Origin of the sequence: Emticicia sp. 21SJ11W-3, from assembly GCF_024138715.1 — a bacterium.
GTDB classification, from domain to species: Bacteria; Bacteroidota; Bacteroidia; order Cytophagales; family Spirosomataceae; genus Emticicia; species Emticicia fluvialis.
In genome coordinates this window covers 4439654-4457997 of record NZ_CP092074.1, presented here as the reverse complement: position 1 = coordinate 4457997, position 18344 = coordinate 4439654, and the positions used below count along the sequence as shown (strand labels likewise).

General features: G+C 41.6%; 16 protein-coding genes and 1 pseudogene. 1 reads left to right on the top strand and 16 read right to left on the bottom strand.

Translation table 11 applies throughout. The features are described 5' to 3' along the window. Positions 1-11: 11 nt before the first annotated feature. From MB380_RS18880 to rseP, 4 genes are all read right to left on the bottom strand, one after another. Positions 12-1256, bottom strand: coding sequence for a hypothetical protein (locus MB380_RS18880; RefSeq protein ID WP_253529951.1), 1245 nt, complete (start codon positions 1254-1256; stop codon positions 12-14). 367 nt (positions 1257-1623) lie between these two features. Beyond that, positions 1624-2523 (bottom strand): DUF1080 domain-containing protein, encoded by a 900-nt coding sequence (locus tag MB380_RS18875; RefSeq protein WP_253529948.1) that lies wholly within the window; start codon positions 2521-2523, stop codon positions 1624-1626. 56 nt (positions 2524-2579) lie between these two features. Next, complete coding sequence (locus tag MB380_RS18870; RefSeq protein WP_253529944.1) at positions 2580-3104, bottom strand: DUF6702 family protein; 525 nt, start codon at positions 3102-3104, stop codon at positions 2580-2582. 53 nt (positions 3105-3157) lie between these two features. Further along, a complete protein-coding gene (rseP, locus tag MB380_RS18865; protein ID WP_253529941.1) occupies positions 3158-4492 on the bottom strand; it encodes an RIP metalloprotease RseP in 1335 nt (444 codons plus the stop codon). Between the two features lie 241 nt (positions 4493-4733). Here rseP and MB380_RS18860 point away from each other — a divergent pair, with 241 nt between their 5' ends. Beyond that, positions 4734-5717 carry a YpdA family putative bacillithiol disulfide reductase gene (locus MB380_RS18860; protein ID WP_101724351.1) on the top strand — a complete coding sequence of 328 codons (984 nt, stop codon included), beginning with the start codon at positions 4734-4736 and terminating at the stop codon, positions 5715-5717. A gap of 20 nt (positions 5718-5737) precedes the next feature. Here the strand turns inward: MB380_RS18860 and MB380_RS18855 are convergent, their stop codons facing one another. From MB380_RS18855 to ilvN, 12 genes and pseudogenes are all read right to left on the bottom strand, one after another. Next, complete coding sequence (locus tag MB380_RS18855; protein ID WP_253529938.1) at positions 5738-7831, bottom strand: penicillin-binding transpeptidase domain-containing protein; 2094 nt, start codon at positions 7829-7831, stop codon at positions 5738-5740. Between the two features lie 28 nt (positions 7832-7859). Then, positions 7860-8240 carry an FtsL-like putative cell division protein gene (locus MB380_RS18850; RefSeq protein ID WP_143705979.1) on the bottom strand — a complete coding sequence of 127 codons (381 nt, stop codon included), beginning with the start codon at positions 8238-8240 and terminating at the stop codon, positions 7860-7862. Positions 8241-8471: 231 nt separating this feature from the next. Next, complete coding sequence (locus MB380_RS18845) at positions 8472-9278, bottom strand: phytanoyl-CoA dioxygenase family protein (RefSeq protein WP_253529935.1); 807 nt, start codon at positions 9276-9278, stop codon at positions 8472-8474. Positions 9279-9369: 91 nt separating this feature from the next. Continuing rightward, positions 9370-10302, bottom strand: coding sequence for a sialidase family protein (locus MB380_RS18840; protein ID WP_253535609.1), 933 nt, complete (start codon positions 10300-10302; stop codon positions 9370-9372). 102 nt (positions 10303-10404) lie between these two features. After that, a pseudogene (locus MB380_RS18835) lies at positions 10405-10623 on the bottom strand (endonuclease domain-containing protein); the annotation flags it as partial. Between the two features lie 116 nt (positions 10624-10739). After that, a complete protein-coding gene (locus MB380_RS18830; RefSeq protein ID WP_253529933.1) occupies positions 10740-11633 on the bottom strand; it encodes a class I SAM-dependent methyltransferase in 894 nt (297 codons plus the stop codon). Between the two features lie 141 nt (positions 11634-11774). Beyond that, positions 11775-12440 carry an acetyltransferase gene (locus MB380_RS18825; protein ID WP_253529931.1) on the bottom strand — a complete coding sequence of 222 codons (666 nt, stop codon included), beginning with the start codon at positions 12438-12440 and terminating at the stop codon, positions 11775-11777. Between the two features lie 15 nt (positions 12441-12455). Further along, positions 12456-13154, bottom strand: a complete 699-nt coding sequence (locus tag MB380_RS18820) for a WbqC family protein (protein ID WP_253529929.1) — start codon at positions 13152-13154, stop codon at positions 12456-12458. Then, a complete protein-coding gene (locus MB380_RS18815; protein ID WP_253529927.1) occupies positions 13151-15190 on the bottom strand; it encodes a hypothetical protein in 2040 nt (679 codons plus the stop codon). Before MB380_RS18815 ends, MB380_RS18820 begins: the two co-directional genes overlap by 4 nt. A gap of 59 nt (positions 15191-15249) precedes the next feature. Next, on the bottom strand, positions 15250-16536 hold the full coding sequence (ilvA, locus tag MB380_RS18810; protein ID WP_253529926.1) for a threonine ammonia-lyase: 1287 nt from the start codon (positions 16534-16536) through the stop codon (positions 15250-15252). Positions 16537-16690: 154 nt separating this feature from the next. Continuing rightward, positions 16691-17734, bottom strand: a complete 1044-nt coding sequence (gene ilvC, locus MB380_RS18805) for a ketol-acid reductoisomerase (protein WP_101724341.1) — start codon at positions 17732-17734, stop codon at positions 16691-16693. A gap of 45 nt (positions 17735-17779) precedes the next feature. Then, positions 17780-18319, bottom strand: a complete 540-nt coding sequence (gene ilvN, locus MB380_RS18800) for an acetolactate synthase small subunit (protein ID WP_101724340.1) — start codon at positions 18317-18319, stop codon at positions 17780-17782. Positions 18320-18344 lie beyond the last annotated feature (25 nt).

The window sequence follows — 18344 nt, the reverse complement described above, 5'->3', positions numbered from 1 at the left end:
CAAATGGACAGTTAGCGGCGTACATGACCAAAATTCCATTTGGCCAGTAACTCATATCTATTGGTTGGCGCCGAACTAAGCACCTGCGCAGAGAAGCCGTTACCCCAGCAGCCACGTCCTTCAAGTATCAACCTCTTATTGCTTACACCTATACCGGCAATTATGCCCTGTTCGGTTTTGCGGTCAAAGGCGTTGTTGAGGTCTGTACGACCTCTGTCTTTATCTTCAATCACACTTCTGTCGGCAATAATCATTGCATTCGAGATTCCCGCCAGTGCATAAACCGAAGGTTTGCCGATATAAAATGTATATCTGAACAGATTCTGAAGCCCCAGATACCGGATATCATAGTGGAACCGACTTTCGGCATCGGAAGCTGTGCTTTTGAGGGCGTATGTATGTAACTCATTAACAATTGCAAATTTGCCACGGCCACGCCCGAATACGTAGTTTAGAAAAACTCCTCCGGCTGGCGTTAAATTGCCATTACCCTTTACGTAAACATAATTAGGCGGCACAGAGGTTGAAACAATATGCATAATCTGCGAATATCCGGCACCCACTACTGGGCCATATTCCCATTTTCCATGGTTGTTGAGACCCATTTCTGGCAGTGTAACAATCCTGAAGCAATCATTATAACTATCTATCAGATTCTTGAGGTCTTTTGCATAGTAATCAGTATTCATAATGGGCAACTTTTTGCAGGCGTCTGCCAGCATTTCTTCTATCTGAATCTGATACTGTTTTAATTTGGCTGTCTGGTTTCCGGTTTCTATGATGTGGTACACCAAAGGCTCAAGTCTGTTATGAACTTTTACCAGAAAATGTTCTTCAGAGTCTTTATCTACAAAGTAATAAAGCGTAGCCCTCCCAGAAGCCAGCACTCTTACAAAAGCACTTCTTTGCGTTAGTTTTTTATTGCGGTTGGCGTAGGCTGCCAGGCTTGGAAACACCTCTTTGCTACCGTTACGGGGGAATTTTTCGATAGAAAAACTTAATGAAGCGTAAGTTTCCTGATTAAAATCTATGATAAATCCGTTCAGTTCTGCGCTGCCGTAAACAAAACTGGGTTGGTTCAGTTCTCGCTTGAAAAATATCTCAAGGGGGCTCTTAATCCATTCTTTATAATCAATATATCCGCTCAGGGTATCATTCTTGGCGGTTATCAGCCTACCCTTAACAAAATTCCTCTGGGCAAGGCTAATCCCGGCAATAATAACAAACTGAAGTGTTAGTAATAGTTTAGTTTTCATAACCCTGGCGTCCCAGTATTCAATGATATTGAGCAATTTTTAAATATTTCAGTATATAACTTGAAATATTATAGAGCGAATAAACGTAAAATTTTACATTTCAACAACTAAACACCTGATTATTATATACTTAGGTATTTTTGATTATACGTAATAAACCCGCCGTAAGTGGCATTAGAATAGGCTTGGTATAATGGCAAATACCGCTATTCAGAACAGATTGTTATTTTGTACCTCTTAAGCAAAACACCTGTAAGGTAAAAAATCGGCTATAAATATAATCCGCCAGGGTATGTTTAAGCCTTAGTGGTTTGTCTTTGAATAACTATCCGGAAATTGAAAACTATAAAAATTATGTGCTAAGTACTTATCTCTTATACTCACACAAAGTGTTATCAGCTTTGATATAATATGATTTGAAATTGACCGCCTTTGGGTCCATGCAGCCTTTCAGGTTTAGTATTTCAACTTTTTTAAACTCAATTGGGTGGCTTTCTGCCTGCAAGGCTATATACCCTTCGGTTAAAGGTGTTCCATCTTTCTTAATCCATTCCTGAGCCGCGGCCTCATCAACGTGGGCGTCTTTCCAGCTATAATCGTTGCTTACAAAGCCCCCACCAATCTGGGGCCTTTCATATTCAAAAACAACTTTATTATCAATCAGGTGTTGTATCAGCGAGTCACCCAGCACCAGCGCTTCTATGGTAACCCATTGGTCGCCGTCATAAGTTTTAGACCACGAGTCAATGCAATGTTGGGTATTCAGTTTGCCTTTTATATAAACCTGCGTGCCTGGCGTACAAAGATTGGCCGTATGACGCACGCCTTTGCCTAAGCCTCCCAGCATTTGTAGTTCAAGAGAAACGGGGAAGTCTTGTCCGAAAGACAAACTGGCTGCTGATTGCGAGTGCAACATTACACCGCTGTTACGGACATTCCATGAGGCACCGCCTTTGGTCTGGTTACCTACAAAACGGTACTGAAAACGAAGTTTGTAATAAGAATAGGGCTTATTGTAGTATAGATGGCCGTATTTTCCGTTAAACGCTTCGTATTCGTCATACGCTATCTGAAGAATTCCCTCTTTTACTCTAAAAGTATTCTTGTAATTATCGTTTAGTGGTTGGCCTGCAATTTTAATGTCCCAACCGTTCAGGTCTTTGCCATTAAACATTTGCTCCCATTCTTCTTTTTTGGGGTTATTTTTTTGCGCGGTAGCAGCCAGACAAATGGTGGCAAAAACCAATAGTAGTAGTGGATTTTTCATAGATATTATTACAGATAAGGTTGATTCCTTAAAGGTATTAAAGTCTATGCTAAAAATCAAAACTCAATGGCCGCACTCTTGATTTTTGAGTTGAAGAGAAAGGTTTTTTTATTGCTGCCGTAGAATAAGTTAATCAGGTTGGTTTGGTCGTCAAATAACTCCTGCATCAGGTCATTATAAATGGTGTGGTCTTTTAGCGTTTGCCCTTCGGGTATTTCAATATACACCCAGGTGGCATCGCCTTCGGGTTCTTTGCCCAGATACTGCATGGCTTTTTTCTGTTTCTGTGGGCTAATAATGGCAAAATGTTGTTGCACATATTTGCTCAGCAGGGCATCGCTATTGTCGTTTTTACCCCCAATCATAACTTTTTGGCCATTGTTAAGTTTGGTTAGCGCGCTTTCGAGGTCGTCGGTAAACATACGGATAGTTACCTCAAGCGATTTCTCTCTGGCATTGTACTGTATTTCGGTTAATGAGGTATGAAAAGCATGCAGGGTAGTAGCCTTCCGGTTTTTTTGAAGTTCTGAAGGAACCAGCAGTACAGATAGTGTAAGTATGAAGTGTATTAAAAACTGCATGTGAATAAATGAAAGAAAACCCGGATAGTTTTACCTGCCCGGGCTGAATGATTTTATTTAAACAATGCCTTGAAAGTATCGTTGAAGAGTACAAGCACCATCAGGGTTAGCAGAATGAATGTACCAACCTGTTGCGTGCGTTCCATAAACTTTTCAGACGGCTTACGGCGGGTAATCATTTCGTATAACAATACAATTACATGCCCACCGTCAAGAGCAGGTATGGGTAGGGCGTTCATAAATGCCAGCCCCATAGAAAGCAAGCCTGTTAGGCCCCAGAATCTCTGCCAGTCCCAATAGCCACCAAAGTAACGTGCAAGACCAACCGGGCCGCTTACCGCATTGCCGGCAGAAATATGCCCTTTAAATATACGGCCGAAGCCTTTTACCTGATTAGGTATAACCGATAACGCTTCTCTGGCTCCTTCGCCAAACGCCTCTCCGAAATTATATTTCTGGGTGCTGGCTGTAAGGTCTGAAATGGCTCCGAACCCAAGCGTAGATTCTTTAGAAACCGTTGGGGTCAGTTTAACCAGTTGTTTGTTTCTTTCAACTGTTAGCTCCACTTTTTTGCCGGGTACTTTTTTCAGTTCGTTCTGTAGCTGCTGAAAGAAAGTAATAGGGGTGCTGTCCAGCTTTACAATTCTGTCTCCTTCTTTCAATCCTGCTTTTTCAGCGGGCGAGTCTTTCATAATTTGCCCAACCGTAAACGGCATAATAGGTTCAATAAAAGGCACCTTACTGGCAACTTTATCTATCAGCTCATTCGGAACCGGAATTTCTTTAATTACCCCGCCTCTGTCAACTGTAAAGTAGGTGTTCTCCTGCATTAAAGCGGCACGTGCCTCGCTGAAATCGGTAAAGTCCTGATTGTTTATTTTAATAATTCTGTCGCCGGTTTTAAGGCCTATCTCCTGTGCAAGCGGGTGGGCATAAATACCCAGTTTGTTAACTTCAGCTTTTGAATAGTATTCATCTCCCCAAACGTATTTTACCCCCCAGAAAATAAGAATACCCAGAATAATATTAACAATAATACCACCCAACATAACAAATAAACGTTGCCATGCCGGTTTTGAACGAAACTCATAAGGCTCTGGTACAGCCGATAGCTGCGATGCATCTTTGGTTTCGTCAATCATACCTGCTATATCTACGTAGCCTCCCAGCGGAAACCAGCCCAGCCCATATTCGGTGTCACCTTTTTTCTTTTTCCATAAAGCAAAATTGAGCACATTCGGAAGCGGGAAAAGGAAGTCGAAAAATATATAGAACTTATTTACTCTAATACCAAAAATACGAGCGAAGATGAAGTGTCCAAATTCATGTAATCCGACCAGAATAGTTAAGGCAAGCAAAAGTTGCCCGATCATTGTTAAAACTGCCATTAGAAAATTTAATAATTTTTATAGATAATATAGGTTATTCGGTCTTAAAATATCCTTTTTTGCAAACGTAAATTTCGGGTTGATAGGTTCCATAATCGCCAGCTAGATCAAAAGACCAGATTAGCTCCGCCTGTACTAACGAAAGTAAGTTCAAAAATAGCATACTTATTATTGAAAAGAACGTTTTTTAATTAAAACTTTGTTAAGAATACACAGTACATACAAATTTAGCTTACCATACATGAACCCTTTACAGTACGATTTAATAATTATTGGTGGTGGCCCTATTGGGCTGGCTTGCGGATTAGAGGCGCAAAAGGCAGGTTTGAAGTACCTGATTCTCGAAAAAGGCTGTCTGGTTAATTCTTTATATAATTATCCGGCAAACATGACTTTTTTCAGCACCTCTGAGCGGCTTGAGATAGGAGAGGTGCCATTTGTATCAAACAATGCCAAACCTACCCGTAGCGAAGCGCTGGAATATTACAGACGGGTGGCTGCGCATAAAAAGCTGAATATAAAACTTTTTGAAGAGGTGCAGGAGGTGGTACCCGGTGCAGGCAGAAGTACTTACATGGTAATCAGTAAAAAGAATACTTATGAAACCGAGCATATTATTATTGCGTCCGGGTTTTATGATATTCCGCAGAAGCTGGGGGTAAAAGGCGAAGAGCTACCAAAGGTAACGCATTATTATAAAGACCCGCATTTTTATGCATTTCAGAAAGTACTGGTGATTGGTGCTAATAATTCGGCCGTTGATGCCGCTTTGGAAACCTGGAGGAAGGGAGCGGAGGTAACAATGGTTATCAGGAAGGATGAGATAGGTAAAAGAGTAAAGTATTGGGCAAAGCCGGATATTGAAAACAGAATTAAGGAGGGGTCAGTAAAAGCGTTTTTTAATGCTGAGGTAGAAGAAATACGTGATTATGAGGTAGATATCAGAACTCCTGAGGGAATTGTAACCATTGAAAACGACTGGGTGATTTCTATGACTGGTTACCAGCCTAACCTGCCGTTTCTGAAAAAAATAGGTATTAACCTTTCGGCAGATGAAATTATGAAACCTGAGTATAATGATGACACAATGGAAACCAATATGAAAAATGTGTATCTGGCCGGGGTAATATGCGGAGGGATGGACACCCACAGCCTTTTCATTGAAAACTCAAGAATACATGCGGAGAAAATTGTTCAGAAGATATTAAAAACCCCTGCCTTGTAAGCCGGGGTTTTTAATGTAGATTACTGAAGTATTAATGACACCACCTTTGGTTGGATAATGGCATAGTCGGCTACTTTGCCCAACCCAGTATATTGTACTTTAAAGCCTTTGTTTTCTAAAAGATAAATGGCGTCTCGCAGGGTCATGCCCGATACATTGGGGATGTCCTCATTTTCGTTGATTTTGCGCCAGGTTATATTGCTGCCATTTTTTACGGCCTTTGTCCATCCGGCGCTGGCAGGCACATTTTCAAGCCCAAGGGTCTCGCTTACTGCTCTGAAATCCTCCGCATATCCACTTTGCTCGTGCGATGTTATGTTCTGTACGTTCGCATTTTTGTTTTTAGGAGGGTGCATAGCCACGTCATAGGCAAAAATTTTGTCGGCAATAGTACGGAACACCGGAGCGGCCACATCCCGGGCATGAACGTTAATACCCTGTGGCTCGTCAATAATTACGGCACAGCTGTATCTGGGGTTGTCTGCCGGAAAAAAGCCTATGAAAGCGGTATAATACTGCCCTTTAACGTATCCGTTTTCTCTTTTTTGCGAAGTGCCGGTTTTACCTGCCACTTTACAAAAACCCGTGTTAATGTTTTGGGCTGTTCCGTTTTCAACCACGCCTTTCATCATCTGATGCACTATTTTAATCGTGCGGTCAGAGCAAATCTGTCCGTCTTTTTTTCCCTCAAACCGTTCAAGAACTCTGTCTGCTTCTCTTATTTCTTTTACAATATAGGGTTGTACCCATTTGCCTCCGTTAGCAATGGCATTATAAAATGTAAGCATTTGCAAGGGGGTAAGGCGGCTTTCATAGCCTATGGCCATCCAGGGTATTGTTGTAGAGCTGAAAGTAGAGCTTTTACTGTCTTTAATAATCGGGTCGGTTTCGCCTCTTAACTGAAACCCTACCGGTTTATCCAGCTTCAGCCTGCTCAGGTAGGCAACAAAATTATTAGCTCTTGAAAACCCAAAATGCTGCTTTACAAGATTATAAATGCCTACATTACAAGAATTTTCAAAAATCTGTTGCACCGTCTGGCTGCCGTGTTTGGCGTCGCAGGTTAGTTCAATATTGTTATGTCTGACAGACCCATCGCAGGTTGCACCAAAATCATTAGGGTTTAAATGACTTTTTTCAAGAATGGCCACCATAGTTGCCAGTTTAAATGTAGAACCCGGGTCGGTACCTCCTTTTACGGCATAATTAAAGTCTTCTGTGTAAAAGGTCTGGTCGTTTTTATTTCTGCGCGATAGGTTGGTAATGGCCTTGATTTGCCCTGTGGCTACTTCCATTACAATGGCTGAACCATACTTGGCATTGGTACTCATCACCTGATTGCGTAATGAACTCTCTACAATGTCCTGAAAATTAATGTCTATGGTAGTTACTACGTCCTGGCCTGATTCCGGACGTACATCCGGAGAGTCTTCAACCGGTTTCCATACACCCCCTGCCAAACGCTGAAAAAGGCCTACGCCGTCTCGTCCGGCCAGATAATTATTAAAGCTGAACTCAATACCGAAATCTCCTTTGGTTTGGGTATCGCGGTCTAGTTTACCAATAGACCTCAGGGCCATGTCATCAAAAGGCATTACCCGCCGGTTGAGTTGCTCAAACTTGCCACCGCCTTTCATAGGCCCTTCACGAAAAAACGGAAATTTTTTTATTTTTTCCATTTCCGTAAAATCTACCAGTCGGTCACCCAAAACAACAAAGTGTACTTTGCCCCCTTTGCGTGCATTCATTATTAGTTCACGATACTGCCTTGCGGTGCGGTCCTGAAAAAAACCGGCCATTAAATGGGTAAGAGAATCAAGCTGGGCGTTCAGGTATTTGGGCTTGGCACGGGTTACATCAATACCTACTCTGTATCGGGGAACAGAGGTGGCCAGAAGACTACTGCCATCTGCAGCATAAATATTGCCGCGGGTAGCTTTTATTTTCATGGGTTTGCGTTGCACTTTGGCAACTTTATCCATCCATTTTTTTTTCTGGAAATTCTGTACCACAAATATCTGAGCGGCTATCAATGTACCAATTACAAATACCAAACCAAACGTAAGTTTGGCTCGCCATTGAATTTCTTCACGGATAGAGGGCTTAGCTGACATGACTTTATTGATGGTTGTAATCGGCCTGTTATTCTTTTACTACTATTTTGTTTGGCGGCGTTATGTTGTCTTCCAAACCTTTGTCTGATAGTTTCCTGGCAATTTCTGACTGCTTGCTGGCATACATGTAACGCGATTTCTGCGATATATACTCGGCGCGTCTTTCTTCCATATCCAGGCGGGTCTTCTCAATTTTTTTTATAAAACCTTCATAGCTATGCTGAATATAGATATAAAAAATACCCAATGCACCCAGCCATACAATACGTTTGAGCGTTTCGGTAGGAAGCGCGTCTCCTAAATGCAGCCGATTTTTAAGCCATGAATTGATATTATCGAACAGCCCGGCCTTAGGCGCAGCCTTGGGCACAGACGGAGCAGGACGGTGGCGAAAAGTATTAGTTGCCATTCCGGTAGAATTTATGGTTTTATTATAAAAGCACGATTGTAAAACAAATGTATGAAATATCTGATAATTTTCAGAAATAGGCAAACGGTTTTTATGAAATTTAATATCAGAATAAAGGAGACATTAATAAAAAAAATCGCTCCTTTTCAAGAACGATTTTTAGCGGTTATTCTTCAAAAATAACACTGAATATGATTAAACGGTATTAATCTTACCGCCGGTTGTATGCCTTTAAGCGAAAACTGTTTCCAGGTGTTGCTTTTCCGGAAAATTTGGTGTAACCAAATCAGCTTCCGGCTTATAGATATACGGCATCGGGAAGCCTCTCTCCTGGAATGTACCCTCTGCAATGTTATTATAACGCAACTGAACCGACCAGCGGATGTTTTTAGTAACGTTTTCGCCCGAGCGGTGAACCAGAAAAGCAGAAAAAACCAGCAGGTCGCCTACTTCAAATTCAGTTTGTACATATTGTTCTTCGGGCAGGTCTTCCTGTATACTACCCAGATAGCCGGAGGTATCTGCTTTCAGCAAACCATCTTTATGGCTGGCAGGCAGAATCTGCAATGAACCAAGGGCTTCTCCACAGTCTACCAAAGGGAACCACATCACTATGCTGTCAAGAGAACCCTGGCCTGTGCGCCAGTCCTGATGCGCACCCAGTTTCCAGTGGCTGCCACCTTTTGACAAATAACGGCTGTTGAACTGCATGGCCGGGCGGACACCGATAATGGGGAAGTCGTAACCGATTGACTTTAACAAATCAACAATTTTGGGGTCAGTACCCAGCCGGTGAAGAGAAATCAGATGTTGCACCTGCTTACCCGTATTAACAAAAGTGGTGAAATCGGCCTCAAAAAAATCAAACATGGCCTTCTCAAACTCATCTTTGTTATTGATATCTACTTTTTTACCCAATACTCTTTCTATTTGTATGGCAAAGAGTTTACGGGCTTCGGTATATATAAGTGCTATTTCTTCTTTATTAAAGAAATTCTTGATTATTACATAACCTTCTTTATTGAATTGTTCTTTCATGGTAACCTTCGCTTTAAACATCAAAAATAAAACAACAGGGCAAAATTAGATGCTGGGGTAAGCTCCAAAAATGATGCTCATCAGAAAATCATTATTTTTCCCGAACAGCATAGCCAAAACCTGCGGCTCCGAAACCGTTGCCGTTATATAACAGATATTTTTTGTTATTGTGTTCGTAGCAATATGCGTAATCTATCATCTGGTAGTCAAAATCAGCAGGGTTTTCAGATTTATGAATACCTACCAGATTATCTTTGCGGTCCCATTGAAAGCCGTCTTTTGACTCAGCATAGCCTAAGCGATAGCCTTGGTTACGGTCTGTGCGATAATCGCGGGTGTGGCGATAAGAGTAGTACATTTTAAAAATACCATCTTCAAAAAATACACTCGGGCGGCCAACGGCATGCAGAAAATCATCAAAAGGCAAGGCCACATCGCCGGTTGGTTCCCATTTAATGCCATCATCTGAAACCGCCACGCGGCAGTCGTAATAGGGTTCGGGATACCCGTGAATATACTCGCACTTCTGACCAGAAATGTACCACATCATCCAGCGGCCATTTACATACATTACCGATGGCTGCGCTGCCCAGATAGGGTTATGAATAGAGCGGTCCATAATAGGCCCGCGGAACATTTTCTTGAACGTTATGCCACCATCAGTACTAACCGACAAACCCATTGACAGCCGGTATGAATTATGGGTACGGTTCCAGCCGGTATAATATAACCAGATATCACCATTGGATTGCGGCACAAACCATGAAGGCATGGCTCCGGTTTCGTCATATTCGCCCGGCCCGCCTAAATCAAGAACGAAAGTGTCGTGCACATAGAGAATCTTTGTAGGGTCATCATAATCCACATCAATAAATGTCGGGCGTGATTGGCCGTGATCATCTCTTGATGAAAAGTAAACTCTTAAAAAGTCATTATGTTTATAAGCATACGGCACCTGCGCATGCGAACGGCTATGAGCCAATGTTCCGTCAGGTTTGTATATTACTCCTTTTTTTTGCCAGATATGCCCCCCCGCCCCTAAAGGGGTGTTCGAATCTTTAGTATTTAGCATTCCTTTGATTTTATTTAATATTTCTTCGGTGGAATTACTTAAAACTTTATTGGTAACTCTTAGCACGGTAATCCCAACCGATTGATAGAATTCGTCCTTTTCTTTATCTATTAACTTCTGTTCAGTAGTTTTATGAATACTACCATCAATTTCAGTAACCAACTTGACAGAATGGCAATAAAAATCGGCTATGTAATTGCCAATTGGGTGCTGTCTTTTGAAACGCAAACCTAATTGGCTTTTTGACAGATAATGCCACAGATGCTCCTCCATTGGTGTGGAATTCGCTCTTAACTTTGCTGCCCTTTCAAAGCTAATGCTGCTTGCCCCATAAAACATATTCTCTTTCATGTGCAATGATATCGATGGCTTTTTGTTTTAACTCCCCTTTAGGGGCGGGGGGTGTTCTTCCTATTCCTCTCAGCCCTTATTCTCCAGTTATCTTTAATATCTTTACCCGGTATCTGTAGGTTTACGTTTACGGTTGGGGCTTTTTTGGTTTTTTTGAACTCCAAAACGTAATACCCATTACCAAAAATCCATTGCAGTTTTACATCTTTTACATTTTTAGGCAAGTCCTGCAATGGCACCTGGTCGGCAAACATGGGGTTAGCATCCATCAGAATCTGATAGGTTTTCTGGTCTCTCAGCCAGGCACCTACGCTTTCGTCACCTACAACTACTCTGCCACCAATTTTAACTACACGGTTAAACTCTTCAAATGCCTTGGCTCTTTCGGCAAAGGTATTGATGCCACCAAAATGAAAAACGGCATCAAAGAAATTGTCTTCAAACGGCAGATAAGAACCGTTAACGATGAAATAGTCAATTTTAACATCTTTTTTATCAGCAAACTTTTCTTTGGCATGACCAAGCATGGCAGGAGAAAGGTCAGATAAAACGGCATGACCACCCGGAGTGATTTTATCAATAATAAAGGCTGAATCTTTTCCTGTACCAGCGCCTACTTCCAGAACTTTCATGCCGGGTTTTAATTTCAACAAGCCAATCATCAGTTTTCGAGTTGCGGCTTCATTGGCATGTAAAGATTGAAAAACCCAGGAAACCCCACGGTCGTAACGCAAATGGGCATCGTTATAGGCTACCTGTTCTTTGCGGTCTTGTTCGAAGAGTTCTTTCGGATAAACCAGATCAACAATGTTGTTTATATCATAAGAGATAGGTTCTTCCTGAGAGGTATTATGAAGGGTTTTGCCGTCGGCCGACACAACAAGTCTGGTTCTGGTTTTCGGGCAAATAAGCTGGTCAAAAAATTGAGTCATTATCGATGTATATTCTGATTTAAAGCGTCAAAGTTCAAGATTTTTAATGAAAAAACCATGTTTATCCGGTTTATTCTATTGGGCGGTTTATCTGTAAAAACCTGTTAGTTAGGCCAACAAGTAAATGGCACTAAATAGTATTTACAAATTAATATCCTTACTGGAAACCTCAGCTTTTACGGCCGGATTCCCTTTCCAGATACTCCAAGGCTCAGTTTTGGTTTTGGTTAGGTTGGCACCCATGGCTATCAGTGTACCTTCGCCAATGGTGCAGCCGTCGCGGATGGTAGCGTTGACACCAAAGAATGAGTATTCTCCGACCAGACATCTACCCGATAACACCACGTGGGAAGTGAAATAGACGTGGTCTCTGATTTCGCCATGATGACCGATGTGGTTACCGCTCCAAAGCACTACATTATTGCCTATTTTTACAAAAGGCTGAATGGTGTTATCTTCCAGTATAAAGCAGTTTTCTCCAATCTGGTCGGTTAGAACTGTGGCTTTAGAGCTGATGTAAGAGATACACTCATAGCCCAGTGCTTTTATTTCTCCGTAGATTTTAGCCCGAATCTGATTCATTTTACGTTCGCTCAAGGGGGCAAAGAACTTATAATCTGCGGGCGGGAACAAAGCAGGCACATCTTCAAATGCTACCAGCTGAATACCACAGAAAGTAGTTTCACCTTCTTTTATGTAATCTCTGTTTTTTGTGAAGGCTACTATCTCATGTTCTGAGTCATGCGTGAGATAATAATGGGCCAGTTCTGCCACTAATTCTGTACCGAAAACTACTACTTTTGCCATTTTGGTGTTTTTATTTTAAACCAACTCAAATTCTTTTAAATATTGCTGAATTGCATCTGCAGGGCAAAACATCAGGATATCAATCATAGAAAGCCAGGGCACAAATTCATTTTTAAACTGATTGTACTGAATCGGCTTTGCCTTGATAAAATTAAGTAAGATTTTATTATCAGCAAATAATTGCTTGTCGTAGATGGCCATTCCTCCAATCGGGTTAATGTAATGGCTGGCGTTTTCCTGCTTGCAGATATCAAGAATCCGATCCTGTGCTTTCAGATGCTGATTGTTATAAACAACCGAACTTTCTACAAATTCGGTTTTAATGCCTAAATAACTGCTGGTTGTTTTCAGACTTTTGGTGCATAACTCGGCAATATTTGCCGGTTCTGACTGAAAAACTTCTGCCAGAATCGCAATTGTTTCGTTATAAAAAGGCGCTTTTTTGTATGATTGCTCGATGGTTCTTAGAAATTTCTTTGACCATACCGGCAGGTTATCAACTGCTATATCTCTGATGAGTCGATTCTGGCTGGCATTAACCAAGGGCAGTGTAAAGAGCGATGCCTTGCCCGCCACTAATATATTGTTGCGGTTAATCCAACCCTTATTGATATAGGCCACGTCGTCATACACAATAAATTTATCAACCGCATTGATTAACTGAAAATAACCAATGTATGGAAAAATATAAGGTTGCATGATTCCGATTGTCATGGCTTGTCAGTGGCTTTAGTTTTTAATTTTCTAAGAAAAAACGAACTTTCTTTAACAGGTGTATCATTGTGCTCATCTTTTTTACTCAATTCAATGTCTCCTTCCTCAAATGGCAATACTCCTTCCGAGTAGAACAGATATTCAGCCTCAGCTGGAATCGGTTTCAGTCTGCTACGGAAAGGGTGTATAGGTATTAACCTGCGTTTAAAGTCTTTTCCCCATAGCGGATACTCAAAATCTTCATGTTCCTGCTGCGTACCTAAGGCAACCACGGCATCTTTGGGTACTATTTCATCAAACTTCTGGTAGGCTTCATAAATGTCTGGTCGGGCAACCGTCAGCTGTTCCATCCTACTCATATTGAAGATGTTTTTCTCTCCGAATACCGGATGAATCCTTGTATACAATATGGTGCAAATGGCCGAAACCGCTATTAAAATACAACATACCACTTGCCAGTACTGCCATAGCTTGCGTTTTATGCTAAATAAATAGAACACAACAAGTAAGGGCATACACCACACAGCCATGTTTAGAAAATAACGCGCCTTGATGGGGTCGTAGGGTGCTGAGTAACATAATGATAAAAAATGCAACAGGGTAGCAATTGCTAAAATTCCTAAGCCTTTCTCAAGCGGGGTGATGGCGCGGTAACGGCCTATAAATCTAAACAGTAAAATAACCAATGCGGGAAGCACCATACCAAAACTGATGATTCCCCAGTAAGGGCGTTCGATATAGAATCGGATGGGGTGGTCGAAAGAAAAATAAGATACTACAGTAAATCTTTCTCCTTCAAGATGCAGCCGGCCAAGCATTTTGTCTGGTATTACTCTGAATACATCATTGACCCGTTTGCCTGCAAGGGTGCTGCGCAAGCCATCTAAATTCAGGAAATCAGAAGAGTAACGCCCGGCATTCAGAGCCATGTTTTTTACTTTATCTTTTGTGCTGTAATCTTCTATCCCATGCCATTTCATTACTATCGGCGGGGCAGAGAGGCTGCCCAGGCTAAACCGGCCAACTTCTTTTATGTTGCCGATGTATCCTGTTGGGAGCGCATATATACCTACACTAAGCATAAAGCTAATCAGAAACAGATTGATATTCTTATAGAATTCTTTTTTGATTAATACCGTGTAAACTGCTACTGCAAAGGCAGCAGGTGCTATTAAAAGAAAGGTAACTTTATGGCCTATCCAGACACCGGCTATCAGGCTGATCAATAGTATGTTAAGCGGTGTTGGTTTTTGCCTGAATGCAAATAAGCAATAAGCCAGAATACCCAGATAAGCTGTAAGTACGATGTCCGATTCGGTAGTGGTGGCCTGTATCAATGCCGTTGGTAATAAAAGTGTTACCAACCCAGTAAAAACAGAAGCAACAAAGTTTTTAGAGATTTTAAACGCCAGTGCATAAGCAGACAAGGCAAATATCCAGTATGACAGATAGTGTATTACTTTAAATCCTTTTTCGCCTAGCAAATGGAAGAAAAACATCTGCAAAGTTGGCAGAGAATTAGGATAAAAATCGATGGTCCAGGTGGTGCCTTGCAACCTGTTCATGTTGCCGTTTTGCAGGTAAAGTGCGCATTTTACCAGATGGCCTGTCATGCTATCCCATTCATTGGGGTAGGTAAAAAAGAAAATAACAAGATTAAGAACTGCCGTAGCCACCGCTGCAAATGAAAGTACGCCAAATGAAATCTTATTTGCAAACGAAAGACCTGCCCACGCAGTTTTTGCTTTGTTGTTTAAGTGGCTGAATCCTTTAGCCAGAGTAAAGTTCTGCGGATTACTAACCTGCCTGAAAACAGCATAAAACAACAGGGCAATCAAATTGACCGACACCCCCCAGGCCCAGGGCTGGTTAATAAGATTGAACTCAGATAAGATAAAACCAGTGGGAATAATGCAGGAAACCAGCCCAAGAAACAGTTTCAGGGAGTAATCACTCAGGCTTTCAGAGATATAAACTGAATTTCGATGGATTTGCCATATAAAACCCAAAAAGAGGAACAGAAATATCCAATACATTCAAAAATGGTGGTTTCGTTGGGTGCAAAGGTAAGACGTTATGTCAGTTTGTCCTACGGTCATATCAAAAACTCAAACAAATCAGGCTTTTTATTGATGTATTCAAATGGTATATTATGTTCTTCCAAACGCTGAATCAAAGGCTGGTAGTCTGATTTCTGTTTCAACTCTATACCCACCAGTGCTGGGCCGCGCTCGCGAGAAGTTTTCTTTGAGTATTCAAAATATACGATGTCGTCTGTAGGGCCCAGTACATCGTTCAGAAATTCTTTAAACGCACCGGCGCGCTGAGGAAAACGGATAATGAAATAATGTTTAAGCCCTTCATATAGCAGCGATCGTTCTTTGATTTCTTCAGTACGGGTAATATCATTATTACCACCGCCTATAATGCACACGACGTTTTTGCCTTTGATTTCATCTTTCAGAAAATCAAGGGCTGAAACCGACAAAGCACCTGCGGGTTCGGCAACTATGGCTTCTTCATTATACAGTTCCAGAATGGTTGAACACACTTTCCCTTCCGGAATCAGGATAATTTCATGATTAAGGTTTTGTTTGCACACCTCAAAGGTCAGGTCTCCTGCTCTTTTTACGGCGGCGCCGTCAACAAATTTATTGATTTCTTCCAGTGTTACAACATGGCCTGCTTCCAACGATTTTTTCATGGTAGGAGAGCCCTCCGGTTCAACCGCAATCAGCTTGGTTCGTGGCGATAGTTGTTTAAAAACCGTAGAAACCCCTGAGGCCAGTCCGCCACCACCAATGGCAAAAATGAGGTAGTCTATCTTGAAATTGGCATCTTTAAATATTTCAAGGCCTACGGTTCCCTGTCCTTCAATTACCTGCAGGTCATCAAACGGATGGATGAACGTGGCTTTCTGCTCTTCACAAAAGTTTTTGGCAGCAAAGTAGGCGTCGTCGTAGGTATCACCCACCAACTCTATTTTTACAAACTCTTTGCCAAACATACCTACCTGCTTTATTTTCTGAGCAGGGGTAGTGGTAGGCATAAAAATGGTGCCTTTTACACCCAGTTTACGGCAGGCGTATGCCAGGCCCTGGGCATGATTACCCGCGCTGGCGCATACCACCCCCTTATCTAGTTGCTCTTTTGGCAGGCTGGCCATTTTGTTGTAAGCGCCCCTGATTTTATAAGAACGCACTACCTGTAAATCTTCACGTTTCAGATACACATTGGCTCCGTAACGTTCAGACAGATTCAGATTATGCATTAAAGGTGTGTGCGTAGCTACGTCTTCCAGCCTTTCGGCTGCTACATACATATTGTCAATATCCGGAAGAGTCAGTTGTTTTTCTGGCACTGTTTTGTTGATGCTGGTCATTGGTTAAATCTGTTTTTAACCTGAAATAATTATAAGAACCCATTCGGGCGGTAGATAAATACCCGAAAGAATTTTTTGCCAAATGTAATAAAAAATAAAATGAGTAGGCAAAATACCTACTCATTGAATGATTTAATTCTATTTAATGCAAGAATTAGTTTCTTTCAGGTCTCAGGCTACGTACAGTAGCGCCTGCCTGCCACATTTCTGAATCACGTAGTTCGGCCAATTCAACTTCCAGTTTTTCACGGTAGTCTGGCTGAGAGTTACGTTCAATAGACTGAGCGGCTTCTTTTTGTGTTTTTACACTGTTATATAGTTTTTTGAACACCGGTTTGCTGGCATCGCGGAAAGGCTTCCACCAGTCAAGCGCACCGCGTTGAGCAGTTGTTGAACAGTTGGCGTACATCCAGTCCATACCGTTTTCTGCTACCAATGGCATCAATGATTGTGTTAACTCTTCTACAGTTTCGTTGAAAGCTTCAGAAGGCGAGTGGCCGTTTTCACGTAGTACTTCGTACTGAGCCGCAAAGATACCCTGAATAGCGCCCATCAAAGTACCTCTTTCACCTGTAAGGTCAGAAGTTACTTCGCGGTAGAAGTCAGTTTCAAACAGGTATCCTGAACCTACACCGATACCCATGGCAATGGCTGTTTCACGGGCATGGCCTGAGGCATCCTGATACACGGCAAAGCTTGAGTTCAAACCTTTACCTTCTACAAATAGGCGACGAAGCGAAGTACCAGAGCCTTTAGGGGCAACCAATACGACGTCAACACTCTTCGGAGGTTTGATGCCCGTTTTTTTGCTGTAAGTGATGCCGAAACCGTGAGAGAAGTACAAAGTTTTACCTTTTTTAAGGTGTTGTTTAACGGTTGGCCATAATTGAATTTGAGCTGCATCAGACAAAAGGAAACAGATAACAGTACCTTTTTTCAATGCATCTTCAATGTTGAAAAGTGTTTTGCCCGGTACCCAACCATCTGCAACTGCTTTGTCGTATGTTTTGCCGGGGCGTTGTCCAACAATTACGTTGAAGCCATTGTCACGCATATTCATTGCCTGACCAGGCCCCTGCACTCCGTAGCCAATTACTGCGATGGTTTGGTTTTTTAAAAACTCTCTTGCTTTTTCAAGAGGGTACTCTTCGCGGGTTACTACTTCTTCTTCAACACCGCCAAAATTTAACTTTGCCATTTTATTGTTTTTGTTTTGTGTTTATGCGATAAAAATATGATACTACTATAAATAATACTCCCATTCTGTAATTTCTTCGGGCAGGTATTCAATCAGCCCCTGCGGGGTTTTGCCTACGGCTACTCTTCCTGAACGAACGAACTCTATAATACCATGTGGTTTGATATACCGGAAGAAATCAAATATTTCTCTTTCTGTACCGGTTTTTTCAATCACAACGTAATCAAGCCCCCAGTAAACTACCCAGGCCTTATAAACCTTATTGATGTTTTCAACATCTATTACCTTGCCATCAATAGGGGTTGAAATCTTAAAGAGGGCGATTTCATTGTAAACGATATCTTCATTCAGATAACCGAAAACAGCTAAAACTTCTACAACCTTACGAATCTGGCGTACCAGCTTTTCTACCTCTTCACGTTTGTCATGTTTGATGACAATCGTAAAGCGTGAGATACCCTTTCGTTCGGTTTCAGAAACAGTCAAAGATTCAATGTTGATTCTTCTTCTGGTAAAAATTATTGTGATTTTGTTGAGTAATCCGATGCTATTTTCGGTAAATACGCAAATAGTGTATGTTGTCATTAATAATCAGGAATTAGTGAATTAG

Excerpts from the sequence above, each read along its gene's own strand:
- MB380_RS18880 (WP_253529951.1), bottom strand. The coding sequence starts at position 1,256 with ATGAAAACTAAACTATTACTAACACTTCAGTTTGTTATTATTGCCGGG.
- MB380_RS18875 (WP_253529948.1), bottom strand. The coding sequence starts at position 2,523 with ATGAAAAATCCACTACTACTATTGGTTTTTGCCACCATTTGTCTGGCT.
- MB380_RS18870 (WP_253529944.1), bottom strand. The coding sequence starts at position 3,104 with ATGCAGTTTTTAATACACTTCATACTTACACTATCTGTACTGCTGGTT.
- rseP (WP_253529941.1), bottom strand. The coding sequence starts at position 4,492 with ATGGCAGTTTTAACAATGATCGGGCAACTTTTGCTTGCCTTAACTATT.
- MB380_RS18860 (WP_101724351.1), top strand. The coding sequence starts at position 4,734 with ATGAACCCTTTACAGTACGATTTAATAATTATTGGTGGTGGCCCTATT.
- MB380_RS18855 (WP_253529938.1), bottom strand. The coding sequence starts at position 7,831 with ATGTCAGCTAAGCCCTCTATCCGTGAAGAAATTCAATGGCGAGCCAAA.
- MB380_RS18850 (WP_143705979.1), bottom strand. The coding sequence starts at position 8,240 with ATGGCAACTAATACTTTTCGCCACCGTCCTGCTCCGTCTGTGCCCAAG.
- MB380_RS18845 (WP_253529935.1), bottom strand. The coding sequence starts at position 9,278 with ATGAAAGAACAATTCAATAAAGAAGGTTATGTAATAATCAAGAATTTC.
- MB380_RS18830 (WP_253529933.1), bottom strand. The coding sequence starts at position 11,633 with ATGACTCAATTTTTTGACCAGCTTATTTGCCCGAAAACCAGAACCAGA.
- MB380_RS18825 (WP_253529931.1), bottom strand. The coding sequence starts at position 12,440 with ATGGCAAAAGTAGTAGTTTTCGGTACAGAATTAGTGGCAGAACTGGCC.
- MB380_RS18820 (WP_253529929.1), bottom strand. The coding sequence starts at position 13,154 with ATGACAATCGGAATCATGCAACCTTATATTTTTCCATACATTGGTTAT.
- MB380_RS18815 (WP_253529927.1), bottom strand. The coding sequence starts at position 15,190 with ATGTATTGGATATTTCTGTTCCTCTTTTTGGGTTTTATATGGCAAATC.
- ilvA (WP_253529926.1), bottom strand. The coding sequence starts at position 16,536 with ATGACCAGCATCAACAAAACAGTGCCAGAAAAACAACTGACTCTTCCG.
- ilvC (WP_101724341.1), bottom strand. The coding sequence starts at position 17,734 with ATGGCAAAGTTAAATTTTGGCGGTGTTGAAGAAGAAGTAGTAACCCGC.
- ilvN (WP_101724340.1), bottom strand. The coding sequence starts at position 18,319 with ATGACAACATACACTATTTGCGTATTTACCGAAAATAGCATCGGATTA.